The organism is Staphylococcus sp. GDY8P119P, assembly GCF_017892075.1.
GTDB classification, from domain to species: Bacteria; Bacillota; Bacilli; order Staphylococcales; family Staphylococcaceae; genus Staphylococcus; species Staphylococcus ureilyticus.
In genome coordinates this window covers 14742-33683 of sequence record NZ_JAESKJ010000004.1, presented here as the reverse complement: position 1 = coordinate 33683, position 18942 = coordinate 14742, and the positions used below count along the sequence as shown (strand labels likewise).

The 18942-nt window shown below is 32.0% G+C and carries 16 protein-coding genes and 1 pseudogene; 8 read left to right on the top strand and 9 right to left on the bottom strand.

The features are described 5' to 3' along the window. Positions 1-415: 415 nt before the first annotated feature. Entirely contained in the window at positions 416-1156 is a 741-nt protein-coding gene (locus tag KA830_RS02850) for an alpha/beta hydrolase (protein ID WP_046207011.1), read from the top strand. A gap of 77 nt (positions 1157-1233) precedes the next feature. On the opposite strand, the gene KA830_RS02845 is transcribed toward KA830_RS02850, so the two are convergent. Both KA830_RS02845 and brnQ read right to left on the bottom strand, forming a co-directional pair. Beyond that, positions 1234-1605: an iron chaperone gene (locus KA830_RS02845; protein ID WP_046207010.1), complete on the bottom strand. Its 372-nt coding sequence runs from the start codon at positions 1603-1605 to the stop codon at positions 1234-1236. 258 nt (positions 1606-1863) lie between these two features. Further along, positions 1864-3168, bottom strand: coding sequence for a branched-chain amino acid transport system II carrier protein (brnQ, locus tag KA830_RS02840; protein WP_046207009.1), 1305 nt, complete (start codon positions 3166-3168; stop codon positions 1864-1866). A gap of 274 nt (positions 3169-3442) precedes the next feature. Here brnQ and KA830_RS02835 point away from each other — a divergent pair, with 274 nt between their 5' ends. Next, positions 3443-4771: a sodium-dependent transporter gene (locus tag KA830_RS02835; protein ID WP_070038324.1), complete on the top strand. Its 1329-nt coding sequence runs from the start codon at positions 3443-3445 to the stop codon at positions 4769-4771. Between the two features lie 375 nt (positions 4772-5146). Continuing rightward, positions 5147-7453, top strand: coding sequence for a YSIRK-targeted triacylglycerol lipase (lip, locus tag KA830_RS02830; protein WP_204180491.1), 2307 nt, complete (start codon positions 5147-5149; stop codon positions 7451-7453). 867 nt (positions 7454-8320) lie between these two features. On the opposite strand, the gene KA830_RS02825 is transcribed toward lip, so the two are convergent. The 3 genes and pseudogenes from KA830_RS02825 to ilvD all read right to left on the bottom strand — a co-directional run bounded on the left by KA830_RS02825 (position 8321) and on the right by ilvD (position 10594). Continuing rightward, positions 8321-8545: a helix-turn-helix domain-containing protein gene (locus tag KA830_RS02825; protein WP_225792162.1), complete on the bottom strand. Its 225-nt coding sequence runs from the start codon at positions 8543-8545 to the stop codon at positions 8321-8323. 13 nt (positions 8546-8558) lie between these two features. Then, positions 8559-8723 (bottom strand): annotated as a pseudogene (locus KA830_RS02820) (helix-turn-helix domain-containing protein); the annotation flags it as partial. A 170-nt stretch (positions 8724-8893) separates the two neighbouring features. After that, positions 8894-10594 (bottom strand): dihydroxy-acid dehydratase, encoded by a 1701-nt coding sequence (gene ilvD, locus KA830_RS02815; protein ID WP_064209961.1) that lies wholly within the window; start codon positions 10592-10594, stop codon positions 8894-8896. A 445-nt stretch (positions 10595-11039) separates the two neighbouring features. On the opposite strand from ilvD, the gene KA830_RS02810 reads away from it, so the two are divergent. Beyond that, entirely contained in the window at positions 11040-11819 is a 780-nt protein-coding gene (locus KA830_RS02810; RefSeq protein WP_070657463.1) for an arylamine N-acetyltransferase family protein, read from the top strand. 163 nt (positions 11820-11982) lie between these two features. Continuing rightward, entirely contained in the window at positions 11983-12948 is a 966-nt protein-coding gene (locus KA830_RS02805) for a LysM peptidoglycan-binding domain-containing protein (RefSeq protein ID WP_046207001.1), read from the top strand. A gap of 124 nt (positions 12949-13072) precedes the next feature. Here the strand turns inward: KA830_RS02805 and KA830_RS02800 are convergent, their stop codons facing one another. Continuing rightward, positions 13073-13342: a hypothetical protein gene (locus KA830_RS02800; RefSeq protein WP_019467864.1), complete on the bottom strand. Its 270-nt coding sequence runs from the start codon at positions 13340-13342 to the stop codon at positions 13073-13075. Positions 13343-13524: 182 nt separating this feature from the next. Here KA830_RS02800 and KA830_RS02795 point away from each other — a divergent pair, with 182 nt between their 5' ends. The 3 genes from KA830_RS02795 (at position 13525) to KA830_RS02785 (ending at position 15762) form a co-directional block, all read left to right on the top strand. Then, positions 13525-13917, top strand: coding sequence for an NUDIX hydrolase (locus KA830_RS02795; protein WP_070657465.1), 393 nt, complete (start codon positions 13525-13527; stop codon positions 13915-13917). A 1-nt stretch (position 13918) separates the two neighbouring features. Then, the gene (locus KA830_RS02790) at positions 13919-14389 is read left to right on the top strand and encodes a GNAT family N-acetyltransferase (protein ID WP_204180492.1); all 471 of its coding nucleotides are present in this window, start codon (positions 13919-13921) and stop codon (positions 14387-14389) included. A 740-nt stretch (positions 14390-15129) separates the two neighbouring features. Further along, on the top strand, positions 15130-15762 hold the full coding sequence (locus KA830_RS02785; protein WP_070038314.1) for a hypothetical protein: 633 nt from the start codon (positions 15130-15132) through the stop codon (positions 15760-15762). Positions 15763-15948: 186 nt separating this feature from the next. On the opposite strand, the gene KA830_RS02780 is transcribed toward KA830_RS02785, so the two are convergent. From KA830_RS02780 to gltC, 3 genes are all read right to left on the bottom strand, one after another. Further along, entirely contained in the window at positions 15949-16737 is a 789-nt protein-coding gene (locus tag KA830_RS02780) for a YibE/F family protein (RefSeq protein WP_204180490.1), read from the bottom strand. Further along, a complete protein-coding gene (locus KA830_RS02775) occupies positions 16734-17846 on the bottom strand; it encodes a YibE/F family protein (protein ID WP_204180489.1) in 1113 nt (370 codons plus the stop codon). The genes KA830_RS02780 and KA830_RS02775 overlap by 4 nt, the downstream gene beginning before the upstream one ends. A gap of 81 nt (positions 17847-17927) precedes the next feature. Beyond that, positions 17928-18815, bottom strand: a complete 888-nt coding sequence (gene gltC, locus KA830_RS02770; protein ID WP_210134068.1) for a glutamate biosynthesis transcriptional regulator GltC — start codon at positions 18813-18815, stop codon at positions 17928-17930. Positions 18816-18942: the final 127 nt, after the last annotated feature.

Sequence of the window (18942 nt, the reverse complement as noted above, 5' to 3'; positions counted from 1 at the left end):
TATACTTTATTAAAGCTGAGTTATATTCGTCAAAATCGATAATTATTTAACAATCATTTATCTGAATATTACAAAAATAAAGAAGATAAATAGAAATTATCCTATATACTTGCATGTAGATAAAATGAATTTCAATAGTTTCAGTATTTATAAATGTTTGAAAGAACTTACATAAAATTGTACACTATATAAGCATGCCAAGAGCATGCACACACTATGGGTCGCTGTGAGCATGCCTTAGGCATGTTTCCAGACTTCCTCATAGAAGCAAGCTACTTCCATTAAGGAAGTGGCTTGTATTTTTTTGAGAGATAGTCGTTTGAGCAATCTTGATTTTCATTAATCATAACGCGTTGTATCGTAAACGATTTTCTATTACAATGTGTATGGATGTTAAAAGTTGGAGTGACAATAGATGATAAATGTAAAAGAACCTAATCCGATATTTTTGGAAAATAAATCTTCTGAACGTGCTATATTGTTATTACATTCATTTACAGGTACGATTAGAGATGTAAAATTATTAGCTACAAAATTAAATAAAGCTGGTTTTACATGTTATGCGCCTTCCTATAAAGGGCATGGCTTATTGCTCGAATCATTGATGGCTTATGACGCAGAGGATTGGTGGCAAGATGCGCTAGAAGGATATCAATATTTGCAAGATCAAGGTTATTCAAATATAAGTGTATGCGGCATCTCATTAGGCGGTATTTTGTCTTTAAAATTGGCGGAAGAAAAGCAGGTTGCTTCTGTTGCAGTGATGTCGACACCGTTTAGTAAAGACGATGCTGGACTTGCAAAAAGGCTGGAATTTTATGGAGAACGCATGGGAAACTTAGTAGGTTTGTCACAAGAAGCAATACAACAACAGATGAATCAAATTGAAAACTATGCCGTTGGTTTTGATAAATTTAAAAAACTTGTTGATGATGCGATGGCACACTTAAATCAAATTTCTGTCCCTATTGCTATAAAGTTTGGCGAACAAGATGAAAAGGCTTATGAAGCTAGTGCAAATTATATTTATAATCAAATTGAGCATGAGGATAAAGAAATTCAAGGTTATCCTACGTGTAAACATTTAATGACGTATGGTGAAGGTCATTTGGATGTAGAGCAAGATGTGATAGCGTTTTTTGAAGATTATACATAAACAATTTAAATACTAAAAAGGATGGTTTCTACCCAATATGAGTAGAGCCATCCTTTTATGTTTCAATATGTTTAAAATTAAGTTCTCCAAAATGTAGTACAATTCGCTTTGTCTTCGATATTGAATTGAATCATGGACTGCAATAGTTCATAGTTAACGTCTTGTGTCCATTTAATACGAAATAAATTATTGGTTTGTGAATATCCAGATTCTGCAATCTGTTCAGTAAATTCAGCCATTCCTTTTGCTTCAGGTGCTACTGAGAAATGCTGTTTAGATTTACTAAAAGCAATAATAAACGTACCGTGATGCGTAAACATCGGTTGATTCCATTTTACTGTTGTTTCGAGTTCAGGAAAAGTCTCAGAAATCCAATTAAAGATAGCTTCCATTGTGGCTGTTTGTTTGTCATTTTCTAATGACTCCAAAAATTCATTAAATTCAGTCATACCCAATCACAATCCTTAAATAGCAAATTTTATTATATAGCTAACATGTATTATACCAATTACATACAAATATATCATTTTATAGGTGAGTGAATATAATGGAAAATTCTAAATTATGCGTATAAACAACTTTAAAAATCCGAAAACCTTTTTGAAATTTTACTATTTTACATAAAAAATACATCCCATAGTTGAAGGGATGTATTGATGAGAATGGATATGTGTTGACATACCGTCTGGTTAATAGTGCGCACTAACTTAAGTCATTTTAGCTTGCGATTTAGCATAGCAGAAATCGATAATAATACCGATTAGCAGACACACTATAAATGGTATCAACCATGCTAATTGGATATTTGCTAATGGGAAATGCGCATATACAACATTAAGTATTTTAATTAAATTAAAGTCATTTAATATTTGTAATAAAGAAATAATCAATGTTGCAATTGTTGGTATGATAAAGCTATATTTCATTTCAAATGAGATGAAGATACTCAATAACGAAATAAGCACTAATACGATAGATGTTGGATAAATAAATGTAAGTAATGGTACAGCAATTTCCAAAATAAGTTCTAATCCTAAAGTAGAAACAGTAAAACCTAATATTGAAAAGATAAGTACAAATAATTTATAAGAAATCTTTGGTAATTTTTTCATTGCAAACGCTGAACAAGCATTTACAAGTCCAATACAAGTTGTTAAACAAGCTAGTATCACAATTATCCCAAAAATTAAGTTTCCTAAAGACCCAAATACACGTAATGAGTTAAAAGTTAAAATATCTGTGCCATCTTTTAAGCCTGTTTGATCAGTTGTCGCGCCAACATAAGCTAAAGCAAAATAAATGATAAATAACAGCACGGCAGAAATAAAACCTGCTTTCACAACATTTTTAACTAATAACTTTGGTTCATTAATACCATTTAATTTAAAACTTTGAACAATGACTACTGAAAAAGCGAGTGCAGCAACGAGGTCCATTGTGAAATAACCTTCTAAGACACCAGACACAAGTGGTGTTTGCGCAAAGTCGCCACCAGCTTTACCAATTGAACCTTCTGGTTTAATAATAACTAAAATACATAAAATAGCGATAATGCATATTAAAATAGGTGTTAGGTATTTACCTAAATTATCTATGATTCGATTTGGATAAAGTGCAATCAAGTAAACGACTAAGAAGAAGACTGCTGAAAATATAATTAAAGTTAATTGATTATGTACAGGTAATACGTTTTTTGTGCCAATTTCGTAAGCGACATTTGCAGCACGTGGTATACCATATAATGCACCAATAGATGCATAAATACAGATTGCAAAAATCGTACCAAATAACGGATGGACTTTGTTACCAATACTTTCAACGCCACCGTTCATATAAGCTACGACGATGACTGTTAAATATGGTAATAAAATACCAGTGATTGAAAATCCTATCATTGAAACCCACATATTTTCTTGAGCTGTATATCCTAACATAGGTGGAAATATTAGATTTCCGGCTCCAAAGAAAAATGAGAATAACATTAGACCAGAAATCAGTATGAGTCTATTCATTTTAATACCTCTATTATTTTTAAAATTATTTGTTGCAAAACATACATTAATATAACACAAAAGTTATATGAATTCAATGAAATTTCAGAAAATTAGAATGTCTAAAATGTTAAATGAAGTAGTTTTTAATGTCATGTTTGTAAATGTGATGATATCGAGTGTTTTAAGTAATTAACTATTGAGCTCAATTCAAAAAAATGTTATAGTAGTTTCCTATGTTACATAAACGCTTTAACGCAGTAAAGAATAATAGGGTGTAAAGGATGTATGAAAGATGCATAATGAATCACAATGGAAGTCATCGCTCGGTTTCATATTGGCAAGTGCGGGGTCTGCGATAGGGCTAGGCGCAATGTGGAAATTTCCATATATGGCAGGTATTTATGGCGGTGGGGCTTTCTTATTAATGTTTTTAATATTTACACTGTTTGTAGGACTGCCATTATTAATGATGGAATTTACAGTGGGAAAAATGGGCAAAACATATACTACTAAAATATATGAAAAATTAACAAATAGAAAATGGTTAAATATTATAGGATGGAATGGTAATTTAGCTGTTTTTATCTTATTTGGTTTTTATAGTGTCATCGGTGGTTGGATTATCATTTATATATTTAATGTATTACTTCAAATATGCTCGTTTAATGGTGGTAAATTAAGCCAAATAGAATTTGAATCTATTATAAGTAATCCATGGTTGACGGTTACTGGCCAAGGGATATTTATTTTGTTGACGATGTTCATTGTAATGATGGGAGTTGAAAAAGGATTAGAAAAAGCATCTAAATTTATGATGCCGTTATTATTTATCTTCCTTATTATTATTGTTGTTAAATCGCTAACTCTCGATGGCTCGTTCGAAGGATTGAAATATATATTGCAACCACGCTTAGAAGATATTTCAATAGAGGGGATTTTATTTGCGCTAGGCCAATCGTTTTTTACACTGTCATTAGGAACAACAGGCATGATTACATATGCTAGTTATGCATCTAAAGAAATGACTATTAAAACTTCGGCTGTTTCTATTGTAGCGATGAACATTCTAGTATCTGTGTTAGCAGGTTTAGCAATATTCCCTGCGATTTCAGCTTTCGGTTATAGCCCAACTGAAGGACCTGGATTACTATTTAAAGTGTTACCAAAAGTATTTGATCAGATGGCATATGGTTCAGGTTTTTATTTTATTTTTTTAATATTATTTTTATTTGCAGCACTTACTTCTTCAATTTCGTTACTAGAACTCAATGTGTCAAACTTTACTAAAAATGATAATTCGAAACGTAAATCTGTATCGCTTTATATAAGTGTACTTGTTTTTATGATAAGTATTCCTGCAACATTATCTTTTGGAAGTCTGAGTCATGTAAAATTTGCAGCAGGTACTATCTTTGACAACATGGATTTCTTAGTTTCCAACATTTTAATGCCTATAGGTGCGTTGGGAACAACACTTGTTGTAGGACAATTACTTGATAAACACGCTTTAAAAGAACACTTTGGAAAAGATAAATTTAGGTTGTTTATGCCTTGGTATTATCTCATTAAATTTATTTTACCAGTCGTTATTATATTAATATTTGTCGTACAATTTTTATAGCAATTAAATAACATTAATTATTAGCCCTTTATCAAATCAATGTGAAAATTGAGTATTGATAAAGGGCTTTTTTGAATAATTTGTAAAGTATGAATTAAGTTATTATATTTTTATTTATATTGTTGACTATTTTTTATTTGTTTAGTAAGGTCAAATTAAATTATTTATTTAAAAAATTTGTTGTATTGCATTAATTGTTTTAAATAGATAATTTAATTTTTACTATTATTTGAAAACGTTTTCTGAAAGGAGTAATTTATGAAAGAGATTATTGGTAAAATTTTCGAATTAGTACCGCGTTTTATTTTAAATCTATTCATTTAGCAAAAGGAAGTTTGTTATTTATTAAATTCTATTAACCAAGAGGTGTCTAGTATGGAACAGAAAAAAAACAAATATAGTATTCGCAAATTCACTTTTGGCGCATCATCTATATTAATTGGATCTTTACTCTTTATAGGCGTAGACAATGCGCAAGCTGCTGAAACAGAAAAACAAGCAAGCGAAATGAGTTATCAGGACATTGGGGAACATGTTGGGGAAACAAATAGTGATAACACTACTGGGGAAAGTAGTGTACCGGTTAATAAGAATAATAATTTAGAGCATGATAAACAAACTTCAGAAAATCAAAGCTTACATAATGATAAATTAACGACTGATGCAGAAAACGTAAATAATGAAAAGGTAGACTTAGAAAATAATAAAAATAACACAACAGAAGAAGTAGACCCGGACTACAATAAACAAGATAAAGCCAAAGCAGAGGCAACAGAAGAAGTAGACCCGGACTACAATAAACAAGATAAAACTAAAACAGAGGCAACAGAAGAAGTAGACCCAGACTACAACAAGCAAGATAAAACTAAAGCAGAGACAACAGAAGAAGTAGATCCAGACTACAATAAACAAGATAAAACTAAAACAGAGACAACAGAAGAAGTAGACCCAGACTACAATAAACAAGATAAAACTAAAACAGAGGCAACAGAAGAAGTAGACCCAGACTACAACAAACAAGATAAAGCCAAAGCAGAGGCAACAAAAGAAGTAGACCCGGACTACAATAAACAAGATAAAACTAAAACAGAGACAACAGAAGAAGTAGACCCGGACTACAATAAACAAGATAAAGCCAAAGCAGAGGCAACAGAAGAAGTAGACCCGGACTACAATAAACAAGATAAAACTAAAACAGAGACAACAGAAGAAGTAGACCCGGACTACAACAAGCAAGATAAAACCGAAGCACAGACAACAGAAGAAGTAGACCCAAACTACAATGAACAAGATAAAGTAAAAGAGATGAAAGTAAATGAAAGTGCATCCCAATCAGAATCTCAAAATGATATTAAATTTGGACAATTAAAAAATGACAATTTAGCTAACGAAGATAGCCAAAGCAATCAACAGAAAAACGATCCAGATAAAAATTTAACTTTACTTAAGAAAAATGCGGTTGCTACAACAAATAATCAAGTGAATCAACAGAACGCTGAAAAAACGCAAGAACAACCAACAAAAAAAGCGAAACAAGGCCAATATAAAAACCAAGATCCCATTATATTAGTACACGGTTTTAATGGTTTTACAGACGATATTAAACCCTCTGTTTTACCTCATTATTGGGGAGGCGACAAATTAAATATTCAACAAGACTTAGAACAAAAGGGTTACAATGCATATGAAGCAAGTATTGGTGCGTTAAGTAGTAACCATGACAGAGCAGTTGAATTATACTATTACATTAAAGGCGGTACAGTAGATTATGGGGCTGCACATGCTGAAAAATATGGTCACGAACGTTATGGCAAGACATATGAAGGTGTATATAAAGACTGGCAACCAGGTCAAAAAGTTCATTTAGTTGGTCATAGCATGGGTGGACAAACGATTAGGCAACTAGAAGAATATTTACGTAATGGTAATCCAGAAGAAATAGAATATCAAAAACAACATGGTGGCGATATAGCACCAGTATTTCAAGGTAATAACGATAACATGATTAGTTCAATTACTACCTTAGCAACACCCCATAATGGTACACACGCAGCTGATCAATTAGGTAATGAAACGCTCATCAGACAAGTTGCGTTTGATTACGCGAAACTAAAAGGTAATAAAAATTCTAAAGTTAGCTTTGGTCTTGAGCAATGGGGCTTAAAACAAAAAGATGATGAGACATATAATCAATATGTTAAACGATTGAAAGATAGTAAATTATGGACGACAAACGATAATGGCTTTTATGATTTAACCAGAGCAGGAGCGACTGAATTAAATAAAAAAACATCACTAAATCCGAACATCGTTTATAAGACATATACTGGAGAATCTACAAGAGATGGATTATTTGGTAAACAAAAATCAGATATTAACATGTATTTACCTATGGGATTAACAGGTAATGTGATTGGAAAAGCACCTGAAAAAGAATGGCGTGTCAATGATGGTCTGGTTTCAACAATTTCAGCATTACATCCATTTAATCAAGCACATATAGAAGCATCGAACCAGGTTCAAAAAGGTGTTTGGCAAGTGACACCAATTATGCATGATTGGGATCATGCGGACTTTGTCGGACAAGATAGTAATGATACAAAGCGTTCACAAGCAGAATTAAGACAATTTTATGAAGGCATTGCCTCAGACTTAGTAAAAACTGAAAACGCTGAAGCATAGATCAAGCGATGCAAATATATTTTATGAAGGTGAGGGTAAATGATGAGTGGAGACTTTTTTGATTTAGTAGGTTCATTATTTAATATATTGAAAACTTTATTTTCGTAAGAAAGTAGAAATTGATAAATATAATGCAGGAAATTAAATATTATTATATAAAGAGAATGGTTTAAGGCGATTTGATATGAAAAATTGAGCGAGGATAAATAATCAAAATTTATGGTTTTGATTTTATCCTCGTTTATTTTTTATTAAGCGTACTATGATTTGAGTCATATTTTCTTGAATACAATTTTTGTATAATAATGAAGTATGATAGGTGAATAAGCTTATTGAACGGGTAAAGGAAGTGAAACAAGACGTTAAAGAAGGATGAGAGAAATATAAAAAAGAACAACATCAGTGAATGGTTTCAGTGCAACTATTGGTTATAGTATGTATCAAAAAAAGACTGATACATACCGTACCAGTCTCTTTATAGAGGTTAGAAATTATTTACCTGTGAATAAACCAACGATTTTTTTGATGATATCAATGATAAAGTCCATGTCCTTCACCTCACTTTTATTTGTTAACTTCACTATAAAAGACTTGTGCTAAATTTTGTTTGAAATTCCCTAAATAGTAATAAATTATTCCAAAATGGAATTTAATAAAAAAATATAACAATAAAGTATTCAAAAGTGTATGAAAGATGATTACATTATCATTTATACTTAATAGAAGCTTATTTTCAAAAAGCAACATTTTTTTAAATATAAAATTTCCATAGAAACAAAGTAAATGTCAATTCGTAAATCAAAAACATTGATGTCTTAACATCATACTATTATCAAATTTTGTGAAATTAACTATATGTAATAAAGTTTAAAAAGACTGAGCGTAATTGTTTGCAGTGATGCCGTATATTTTTTTGAATTGTCTATTTAAGTGTGTTAAATCAGAAAATCCTAATTCACTAACTGCTAAATGTATATCTTTATCTATTTCTATGATATTTTTTGCTTCTTCAATTTTGCTGTTTAATAAAAATTGATAAGGTGTTATCCCAGTTTGCTCTTTAAAATATCGTATAAATTGGAATTTTGACATGCCGAATTCATGTGCTAAATCTGTAAGTTTCCCCATTTCGATACCATCTCCACCATGTTTTCACTTGTGTTCTGTTTCTAATATTTAATGCTTCCATAATTTTTTTAATAGTATAACCAGCTTTTTTCATTTCAATAGTTTTATGCTTTGTTTCTAATGAATACGACACTCTTTTCATAGAAAAAAACACCTCCGTAGGATTCATTTTTAATGAATTCAACGAAAGTGTTTTTATTTTATTTCCATTATTTGGGGTCAGTGCTTTTTGATGTACATTGGTTTTTAATTAAGAGTTTAAATTATACTTTTAACATTAATTATAGAATAGTATTAAACAAATGTGATGCATTAGTCAGTAATTGCACCTTTTGAAGCAGATGATACGAGTTTGGCATATTTTGCTAATGTACCACGCGTTTCTTTTAGTGGTGGTGCTTGCCATGCATTGCGGCGACGTTCTAGCTCTTCATCAGAAATATCAAAACTAATTTCTAAATTTTTAGCGTCAATGGTAATGATGTCGTCTTCTTGAAGTAATGCCATTGGGCCCCCTGCTTGGGATTCTGGAGCAGCGTGACCAACTACTAGACCATGTGAACCGCCTGAAAAACGTCCATCTGTGAGCAATGCTACAGATTCACCTAATCCTTTTCCTACTAAAATAGAAGAAGCTGATAGCATTTCTGGCATACCAGGCGCCCCTTTTGGTCCAGCATAGCGAATCACCACAACATCTCCAGGTTGTATATCGTCATTGAGTATGGCTTTTGTTGCTGCAGGTTCTGAATCAAAAACCTTAGCAGGTCCTTTAATATAAGTCACACTTAAACCTGAAATTTTAGCTACTGCGCCCTCAGGTGCTAGATTACCTTTTAAAATAACAAGTGGACCCGTAGGATGTTTAGGCTGATCAAAATTAATGATGGCTTTATCGTCAGAAAGGCTAGGTTGTTGAGCTAAGTTTTCAGCAACGGTCTTCCCAGTAACTGTTAAACAATCTCCATGAATTAACCCTTTTTCATGTAATAATTTCATTACGCCTGGCACGCCACCTACTTCATCAAGATGTGCCATGACGTATTTGCCGCTAGGTCTTAAATCAGCAATATGCGGTACGCGTTTACGTATTTTTTCAAAATCATCAAGTGTCAAATCTACGTCAATAGTATGTGCAATAGCTAGTAAATGTAAAATCGCATTTGTAGATCCGCCTAATGCCATGACAACAGTAATTGCATTTTCAAATGCTTCTTTGGTCATGATATCTTTAGGATATATACCTTGTTCCAATAAATGATAAACAGCTTTGCCTGCTGCACGACTATCTTTAGATTTATTAGTTGATACAGCTGGGTGAGACGCACTTCCAGGTAAGCTCATTCCCATAGCTTCAATGGCAGAGGACATTGTATTCGCAGTAAACATCCCACCACAAGCACCAGCACCAGGGCAAGCAGCGCACTCTACTTTATGTAATGCTGCCTTATCTATTTCTCCATTATTGTATTGTCCCACACCTTCAAAAGCAGATACGGCATCCAAATCTTTACCATCTAATTTTCCGGGTAATATAGTACCGCCATATACAAAGACAGCGGGTAAATTAAGACGAGCGATACCAATCATACATCCTGGCATGTTTTTATCACAGCCACCGATTGCTACTACGCCATCTAAATTTTCTGCGTTGACTACAGACTCAATTGAATCAGCAATGATTTCACGACTTGGCAATGAGAAACGCATACCATCTGTGCCCATGGAGATACCATCTGAAACTGTTATCGTATTAAAAATTAATGGTGAACCTCCGGATTCGCTTATACCGCGTTTAGTTGCACGAGCGAGACCGTCGATGTGCATATTACATGGTGTGACTTCACTCCATGTACTAGCGACACCTATCATAGGCTTTTCAAAATCTTCATCTTCAAAACCAAGTGCACGTAAATAAGATCGATTTGGTGTGCGACTTACACCTTCACTAATCACTTTGCTGCGAATTCGTAAATCGTTTGGTTGTTGATTTTGCGATTGTTCCTTGCTCAAATAATCCCCTCCAAAATAAAAAACATAATATATTAAGAATAGTCTGAAAATTAATAATAAACACCAAGCAGTGTGACGCTTAAACGTTCATACATATCACTAAACCGTGAGGTGCCAAAATGTGTAAAAATTATTAGATTAGCTATACAAATGTATAGACATACACAATATCTATTTATTTAATTGATGTCAATATCAAAAGATTGTCTATAATCATTATTACCCCTTATCATATAAAATAATAGAATATATTGAAGAAAATTATACATAACTTAGAATAACTATATTTTTGTTGTTTCGAGTGAATGAGTGGGGTTGATCGAGTTTAAGTTGAAGATGCTTTTTGATGTACTTAAAATTCCTGGTTTGCTTGTTACTTCTAATTGAATTCATGCATCGTGAGTATCGAGCTTATTTTTAAGCTATTAAGAAATGGAGGAGTTGTATGACTAATTTTAACGTATTAGAAAATTATTTAGAGATAGACACACATACAGATCATGGCAATCACTTAGAAACATTGAACTATTATATTGAAAGATATGTATTGAATGTGCCATTTGAAAATATTAATGTTCAGAATGGACAACCTATTGCTTTAGATAATGCATCAATGATAGATAAAATTGTGAACCAACATAGAGGTGGTTATTGTTATGAACAAAACAGATTGTTTTGTGAATATTTAACAAGTAAAGGCTATAACGTTTATATGGTTTCTGCGACAATTTATAATGGTTCAGGCTGGGCCATGGAAGGTTCACATATGGCATTAATCGTTATATTGAATCAGAAAAAATATTTAGTTGATGTCGGTTACGCGGATATACCTAAAGCAGCCATACCTATTGCACATGATGAGCAACCTGTTTATGATGTGAACGGTGAGTTTAAGGTAAGTAAAGTAAGTGACCATACATTTGAAATGAAGAAAGAAGTTGATTATAAATGGCAGACGCAATATCAATTTAAAGATGAACCTAGAGAACTGGCAGATTTTGAACCAGGTATAGCGTTTAATCAAAATAATGAATCATCTATTTTTGTACAGAAACTGTTAATTAGTAAAGCAATGCCATATGGTAGGGTGACAATGTCGAATGATCATATAACAATTACACATCATGGTCAAAAGGAAAAGAAAAATATAACATCTGAAAATTATAAATACTTTTTACATCGTTATTTTAATATTAAAGATATAGATATAAAAACATTTGACTGAAATATACAGTTTTCAAAACCATGTTTCATTAGAAATAACAAAAGGTTTACTTTGTAATAATAATGTCATATAAATTATATACAAAAGTGTTAAATTAAATTGTATAATAGTAAGCGTGATGGAAACGAAAAGTATCGGATTTATATTTGGGAGGTTAACATAAGTGCATAAAAAAATAATAGCAACTGTAATTGGGACAAGTGCGCTTGCAGCTATTAACTCTGCAAATGCAGATGCAGCTACAACATACAAAGTCAAAAGTGGCGATTCTCTTTGGTCAATAGCGAATAAATATAATATTTCAATAGCAAAATTGAAATCATTGAATAATTTGACATCGAATGTGATTTTTCCAAATCAAACATTGAAAGTGTCAGGTACTACAACTTCAAGCACTTCAACAAGCAGCTCAAGTGCGACAACATATACAGTGAAATCAGGTGATTCATTGTCATCGATTGCTGCAAAACATGGGACGACATACCAAAAAATTATGAGTTTAAATGGACTCTCGAATTTTACAATCTATCCAGGTCAGAAATTAAAAGTATCTGGATCAACATCTACGTCAACAAGTGGTTCAACTGCATCAGGTAGCACAACGACATACACAGTGAAATCAGGCGATTCATTATCGGCGATTGCAGCTAAATACGGTACGACTTATCAAAAAATCATGAGTTTGAATGGTCTTAAAAACTTTAATATCTATCCAGGACAAAAATTAAAAGTATCTGGTACTGCATCGTCATCTAGTGGCTCAACAGGTTCAACTGGCTATAAAACGCCGGTATTCAATCATTCAAATTTATATGACTGGGGTCAGTGTACATGGCATGTATTTAATAAACGTGCTCAAATCGGTAAAGGGATTAGTACTTATTGGTGGAATGCTAATAATTGGGACAACGCTGCACCAGGAGATGGCTACACAGTAGATCATAGAGCAACTGTAGGGTCAATCTTACAAAGTGACCTTGGATATTATGGACATGTAGCATTTGTAGAATCTGTAAATTCAAATGGTAGTATTACGGTTTCTGAAATGAACTACAGTGCTTCGCCTGGCATCGTCACTTATAGAACAATTCCAGCATCTCAAGTAAGTTCATATAAATATATTCATTAAAGCTGTCGAAGAAATAAATATTTTTGACACTCACGCATAAACGTCAATTTCTATTAATTATATAGAAATTGACGTTTGTTTTGCTTTTATGAAATTTTACAACACATTGATGTGCGGTTTATATTTATGGTTCTTGACGTAATGATTTTATACGCTTGGCAGTTGAGAACAACGTACTTGCCAAAGTGAATGTTGAAAATATTTTAGCAAATTTCTTAGGTGATTTTAAGGCAGTGTAGAAATCTAAGACTGCACCCACACTTGTAATAGCCATGCTCGTGTATAGTAATTTTTTATTTTTTGATTGATATGCATACCAATTAAAGCCTTCTACGGCAATACCTATGAAATTAATTGTATTTGAAATGCGGTTAATTTTTGTTTTTTTAGCCATGAATGAAATCCTCCATTTTATAAAATCCGTTTTATTATTATAACATTAAATAAATTAAACTCTATGGTGAGAGAGAGATACCAAATGTTTTCAAGGAAGAAAAAATGATAACATAAGTGCTGAAAGTACAAAAATAGTTTGATTATGATGTTTATTCATGAGGGGGAGTGGAGACGTTAGTTATGATTAAATGTGTATGCTTAGTAGTTGAATCAGATGACAAGTTGTTATTAGTACAAGCTAGAAACAGAAATAAATATTATTTTCCAGGTGGAAAAATAGATTCAGGAGAATCCCTAAAACAAGCTTTACGAAGAGAATTACAAGAGGAATTACAGTTGGATATCTCGGAAGAAACCTTTACATATATGGGGAAAATTGTAGGAGATGCTTATCCCCAAAAAGATAAAAAGACGGAGTTAAATTGTTTTTCAACATCTTTTGAAATTGATTGGTCATCAGTAAAACCAGCACAAGAAATTACTGATATAAAGTGGATGAAAAAAGATGAAACAGAAAAAATTGCACCTGCCGTGCTTACATGGATTGAATATGCTAAAGAAGCGGGTATCTAAAATGGTGAAATTAAGACCGTATCATACATTGTTATTTTCTGATTTAGAGAAATTTACGTTGTTGGAAGAAGATCGTAAATTCACTAAAACCCCTTTGGAAAATATTGATTTGGCAAATCGAGATCAAGAACGTCACCCTACGTTAGTGTATGATGACAAAGACCGATGTGTTGGCTTTTTTACGTTACATGAAGGTGAAGGGGTCAAACCTTATTCTACAAACCCAAATGCAATATTTTTTAGATCTTTTAGTGTGGATAGTCAATATCGAGGATTCGGGTACGGTAAAAAGGTTATGCAAGCATTACCTCAATATATCAAGCGGTATTATCCGACAATCAATGAAATTTGTTTAACGGTTAATACAGATAACCATTTGGCTAGAAAACTTTATATTCAAAATCATTATGAAATCGTAGGGGAAACGTTATTAGAAAACAAACCTGTCTACATAATGAAGCAAAGTTGTTGAAATTAAAAGTTGCGTCGTGAAAACTAACAGAGTTTGTTAGACTTTGCGACGTTTTTTTTACGTGAAAAACTTGATAAATGTGGTTGCGTAATAGAGTTACAAATGGAAAATAAATAAGAGTAAAAAATTGATAACTATAATTAAATTTGAAGATTTTAAACGCAGAATGAAAAATATATTATAATTATTTAAATTTAGATGAATCAATTATGTTTATTTAAATATGAAAATCTGCTATGGTTGGTTATTAAATGTTAAATATATAAATAATATAAAATAAGGATATGATTATTTTGAATGTATAAGCTGTTAAACTGAATTGCTCAAGCATGATTAGATTGAATAGACAATATGAACCGAAGATTTTTATTTGAACTTCTTGATGTGCAGTTTGGTTTATGAAAAATCATTTTTAAAACGTTAAGATTGGCTTTTGCAAGTGCTTCGCATATGAGATTGTACGTAGAGCTTAATAGATATTATGGTTGAAAGTCATTTATTAATGTTGTCTGCTGTCATAAGTTTAGATGATACTTTGTAGAAGTTTGATTTTTAAAAGTTTAGCATGACATAAATAGTAGATTATTTTATTGATTAATAATCATTGTTCTTAAGTTGAAAAGTAAACATGAGCTTTGGCACTTCACATTTGATGTGGGGTGTTTTTCTATGTGTGTCGACAGCGAGTATTGCGATAGCCAACTATTATGATGAAAAACAATGTAATAGGAGGTTATTTTATGCTTATAAAACGTAACAATGTGAGCCAAAATGTGAGTCCATTTAATATTATGTGTAAAAATTTTAATGAAGAAATAAAACCTTTTACATATCAAAGGTTCGTAGATTTTGGGGAATGTTACTATTATTTGAAAGGTACTTCATTTGATTATATTGCGACAAGCGTTATTACTAGATATGAAAATGAAGCTTACGATACATTTAGTTCTAGATTTGATCATTTTGATGAAACTGAAAAGGTATACATTGAAAAATTAGAGGTGGCACCTCCTTTTGAAAACAAAGGGATTATGACAATTATGTTTTGTGACATTATGTTAGCATTATTAACGAGAAGTTTAGCGAATGAAAACCATATAGAGATTAAATTTATCAATACTTCAGATTTAATCAAAGATGGGAAGATAGTCAATGTGTACCATAGTGTGATGCCCAAATATGAATTATCCTTGGCACAACCTAGTAGTTCGAGAATTGTATTGGAAGGTAGACGTACTAAATTTAATATTGATTTTTATCAAGATATTTATTATATATTCCCACTGCAAACAAGAGAAGAGGATATCGCATATTACACAAAGTTACGAGAACGTAAAATACGGTTATTAAATGAAAAATTGCAAGAACTTTAAATGATATCAATGTGTTGAAAAAACGCTTGGAAAGTTAAATTCACAAATAAAAGCTGAAAAATTTGTGCCATTGTAGGATGGTAAAAAGCTTTAATTATAAAAATTAGTATGTATGCATTATATAATTATACAAATTTAAGAAGGAAGTGGGAAGCATTTAAAGATGTCCCACTTCCTTTTCATTTTTTAATGTGACGATTGATGTGTGTGTTCTGGATGACGCTTTTTTTGATATTTAATTAAAAGTGCAGTTATCCAAGCAGTAATAGGGATGCTGATTGCAACAGCGATACCACCTAGAAGAATGGATATAAATTCTTGTGCGAAGATTTTAGAATTGATGATATGTCCAAAAGAATAGTTCAATCTAAAAAACCAAAAGAATAACGTTAATTGCCCACCAAAATAGGCTAGATAAATTGTGTTTGCAGATGTAGCTAAAATTTCACGTCCTACCCGCATACCAGATTGAAACAATGCTTTGCTTGATAAAGTTGGGTTGGTTTCGTATAGCTCATACATGGGTGAACTGATTGTTATTGCTAAATCAATCACCGCAGCTATGACGGCAAGCACTACTGTGAACACCATGAATTTCACCATATCAATGCCAATATTCATAGAAAAAATATACGTTTCATCTTGTTGCTCGGTCGTAAATCCTTGTAAATGTCCGATAGATACTGATAAATAAATGCCGACTATCAAGCATAAAGTAGTAATAATCGTCGCGCAAAATGCTGCTTTGGTTTTTGTATTGTAACTATTTAAAACGAATAAATTACATGCTGCGATAACGATACAGAATATTAGTGTTACAAGATAAATAGGCGTACCGAGCATAATGATAATAACAGTGATTAATAATATGACAAAATTTAAAAAGAGTGTTAAATAAGAGATGATTCCTTTTTTTCCTCCAAAGATTGCCATTAATAAGAAAAGTATAAAACCTAAGATTGTTATGACGCTCACTGATTAGCACCTCGCATTTTAAACCATAATTGCATTAATAAAATAGTGATTGGAATAGTTAAAACAATGCCAATACCACCAGTAATTGCCCGGGAAATTTCTAATGACCAATTCATGGAAATTGTATAAGTAACTGTATTGGCATTTTTAAGATATATAAGAAACATTGGAAGACTACCAGATAAATATGAAAATAATAAGATATTTGTCATTGTCCCCATAATATCTTGGCCAATATTACGTCCTGCGAGCGCCCAACGAGTCATGTTGATGTTAGGCGTTCTGCGTAATATTTCAGCCATGCCACTTGATATTGTGATAGCAACATCCATGACAGCACCGAGTGTGCCAATCATAACAGAAGCGAGGAAAACGTCCTTAGGAGGCAAAGTTAAGAAACTCATAGTTTCAAACTTTAAGCCAGCACCGCCTGTTAATTCAATAACTAATTGGGTAGCACCAACACAAATAAAAGTCCCTAATAAAGTGCTTGCTATCGTAATTGACGTTCGCCATCGCCAACCAGTAACTAAGAGTAAAGTGAATATCGTGCTGAAAATGACACCGATACTCATAAGTGCAAATAAGTTTAAATTCGGGAATTTACTGTGTAAGTAGATAGCCAAGAGCACAACAATAGTATTGAAAACTAAAGACAGTATCGATTGTAAACCGATTTTTCGACCTACCAGTAAAACGGTTAATAAAAATATTCCAGTTATCATAACGACGAGGCTATCTCGTTTCTTTTCTATGATATAAGTATCACCTAGATGCTTGCCAATGTGTAACAAAACTTTGTTGTGTTTGGAGAATGCTTCACTATCAGCTTGTGATGCTATGTAATGGTGTGGTATCTTCGTCGTTTGCCCCTTGAACTTCCCGTTTAAAATTTTAAGTGTTAGGGTTTGGTTATATTTAGTATCTTTATTGTGATTATCATCCGTAATGTGTGATGTGGATTTATTTTCGATTTTTGTGATTTGACCAATTGGTGTATCGTAAAATCTGTCATTGAAAAATGTGAAAATAAATACAGCTAAAAATAAGATCATGAATATCAAGACGACCCAACCAAAAGGCCGTTTAAATATCGTTTTAAAAGGCATTGTTTTGTTTCAGTCCTCTCTATATAGACAATGCGATTATACGCTCACAACGATTTAAATTCAAAAGTTTTATGCATATGATTAATGATAAGTTGTGCTTCTACTTAATAATTTATCAATGAGTTCTAATAAAAATTGTAAATCGTGTTTTCGATTGTCTAGTCGAACAACTTGGCAAATGGTTCTTTTCAATGCAGTATGTTCTAAAGATATTTTTTTCCATTTTTGTAGATTTTTTGTTAGCAAATGATAAGAAGCTGTGACGATGTAACCACGCGATTTGCTTAGGATATATTCTGCTAGTTGAGGATGTGTGATCGTTTGTATAGGTGTTTTGGTTGTTTTTACTAATGCTTGTCTGATTTTCGTTGGTAATGGATATAATTCGTAAATAGATTTATTCGAAAATTGTACTAAAGGTGGATTTGTAGCCATAGTGATAGGGTCATCTTTAGGTACATAGACATGAAATGTTTCTTCAAATAAAGGGCTTACTTTTAAAGAACGATGTTGTTTGAGTTCATCTGACATAGCAGTAAAAGCAATATCAATTTTATCTGTGAGCAAAGCTCCAAATATATCGTCCTCTTCCATTAAAATAGGCTGAATGATAGATTTACTTTCGTTTTCAAAGGATTGCATTAATAAGGTTAATACCTGCGTTATATAGCTTTCAACGTAACCAATACGTATAATATAATGCTCTGTTTCAGATTGGTTATGAAATAAACGTACTGTGTTATCAAGTTGTTCGATAATCTTGGTTGCTTCAGAAAACAATTGTTGTCCTTCTTCGGTAATGTGTATGTTACGTCCTTCTCTATTAAACAATGTTACTTGTAACTCTTTTTCTAATAATGTAATTTGCCTGCTTATGGCAGATTGAGCAATGTTAAGTTCTAATGCAGCATCTGATAAATGTTCTCTTTTTGCAACTTCTATAAAATATTTCAATTGTTTAATTTCCATATAACCATTCCCAACATATTAATATTATTCGAATTATTAGAATAATATCATCTATTTTATATATTGAATAGATTAATGTATTACTATATAGTTTACTATACTTATTCAATATTCAGAATTTTCGAAA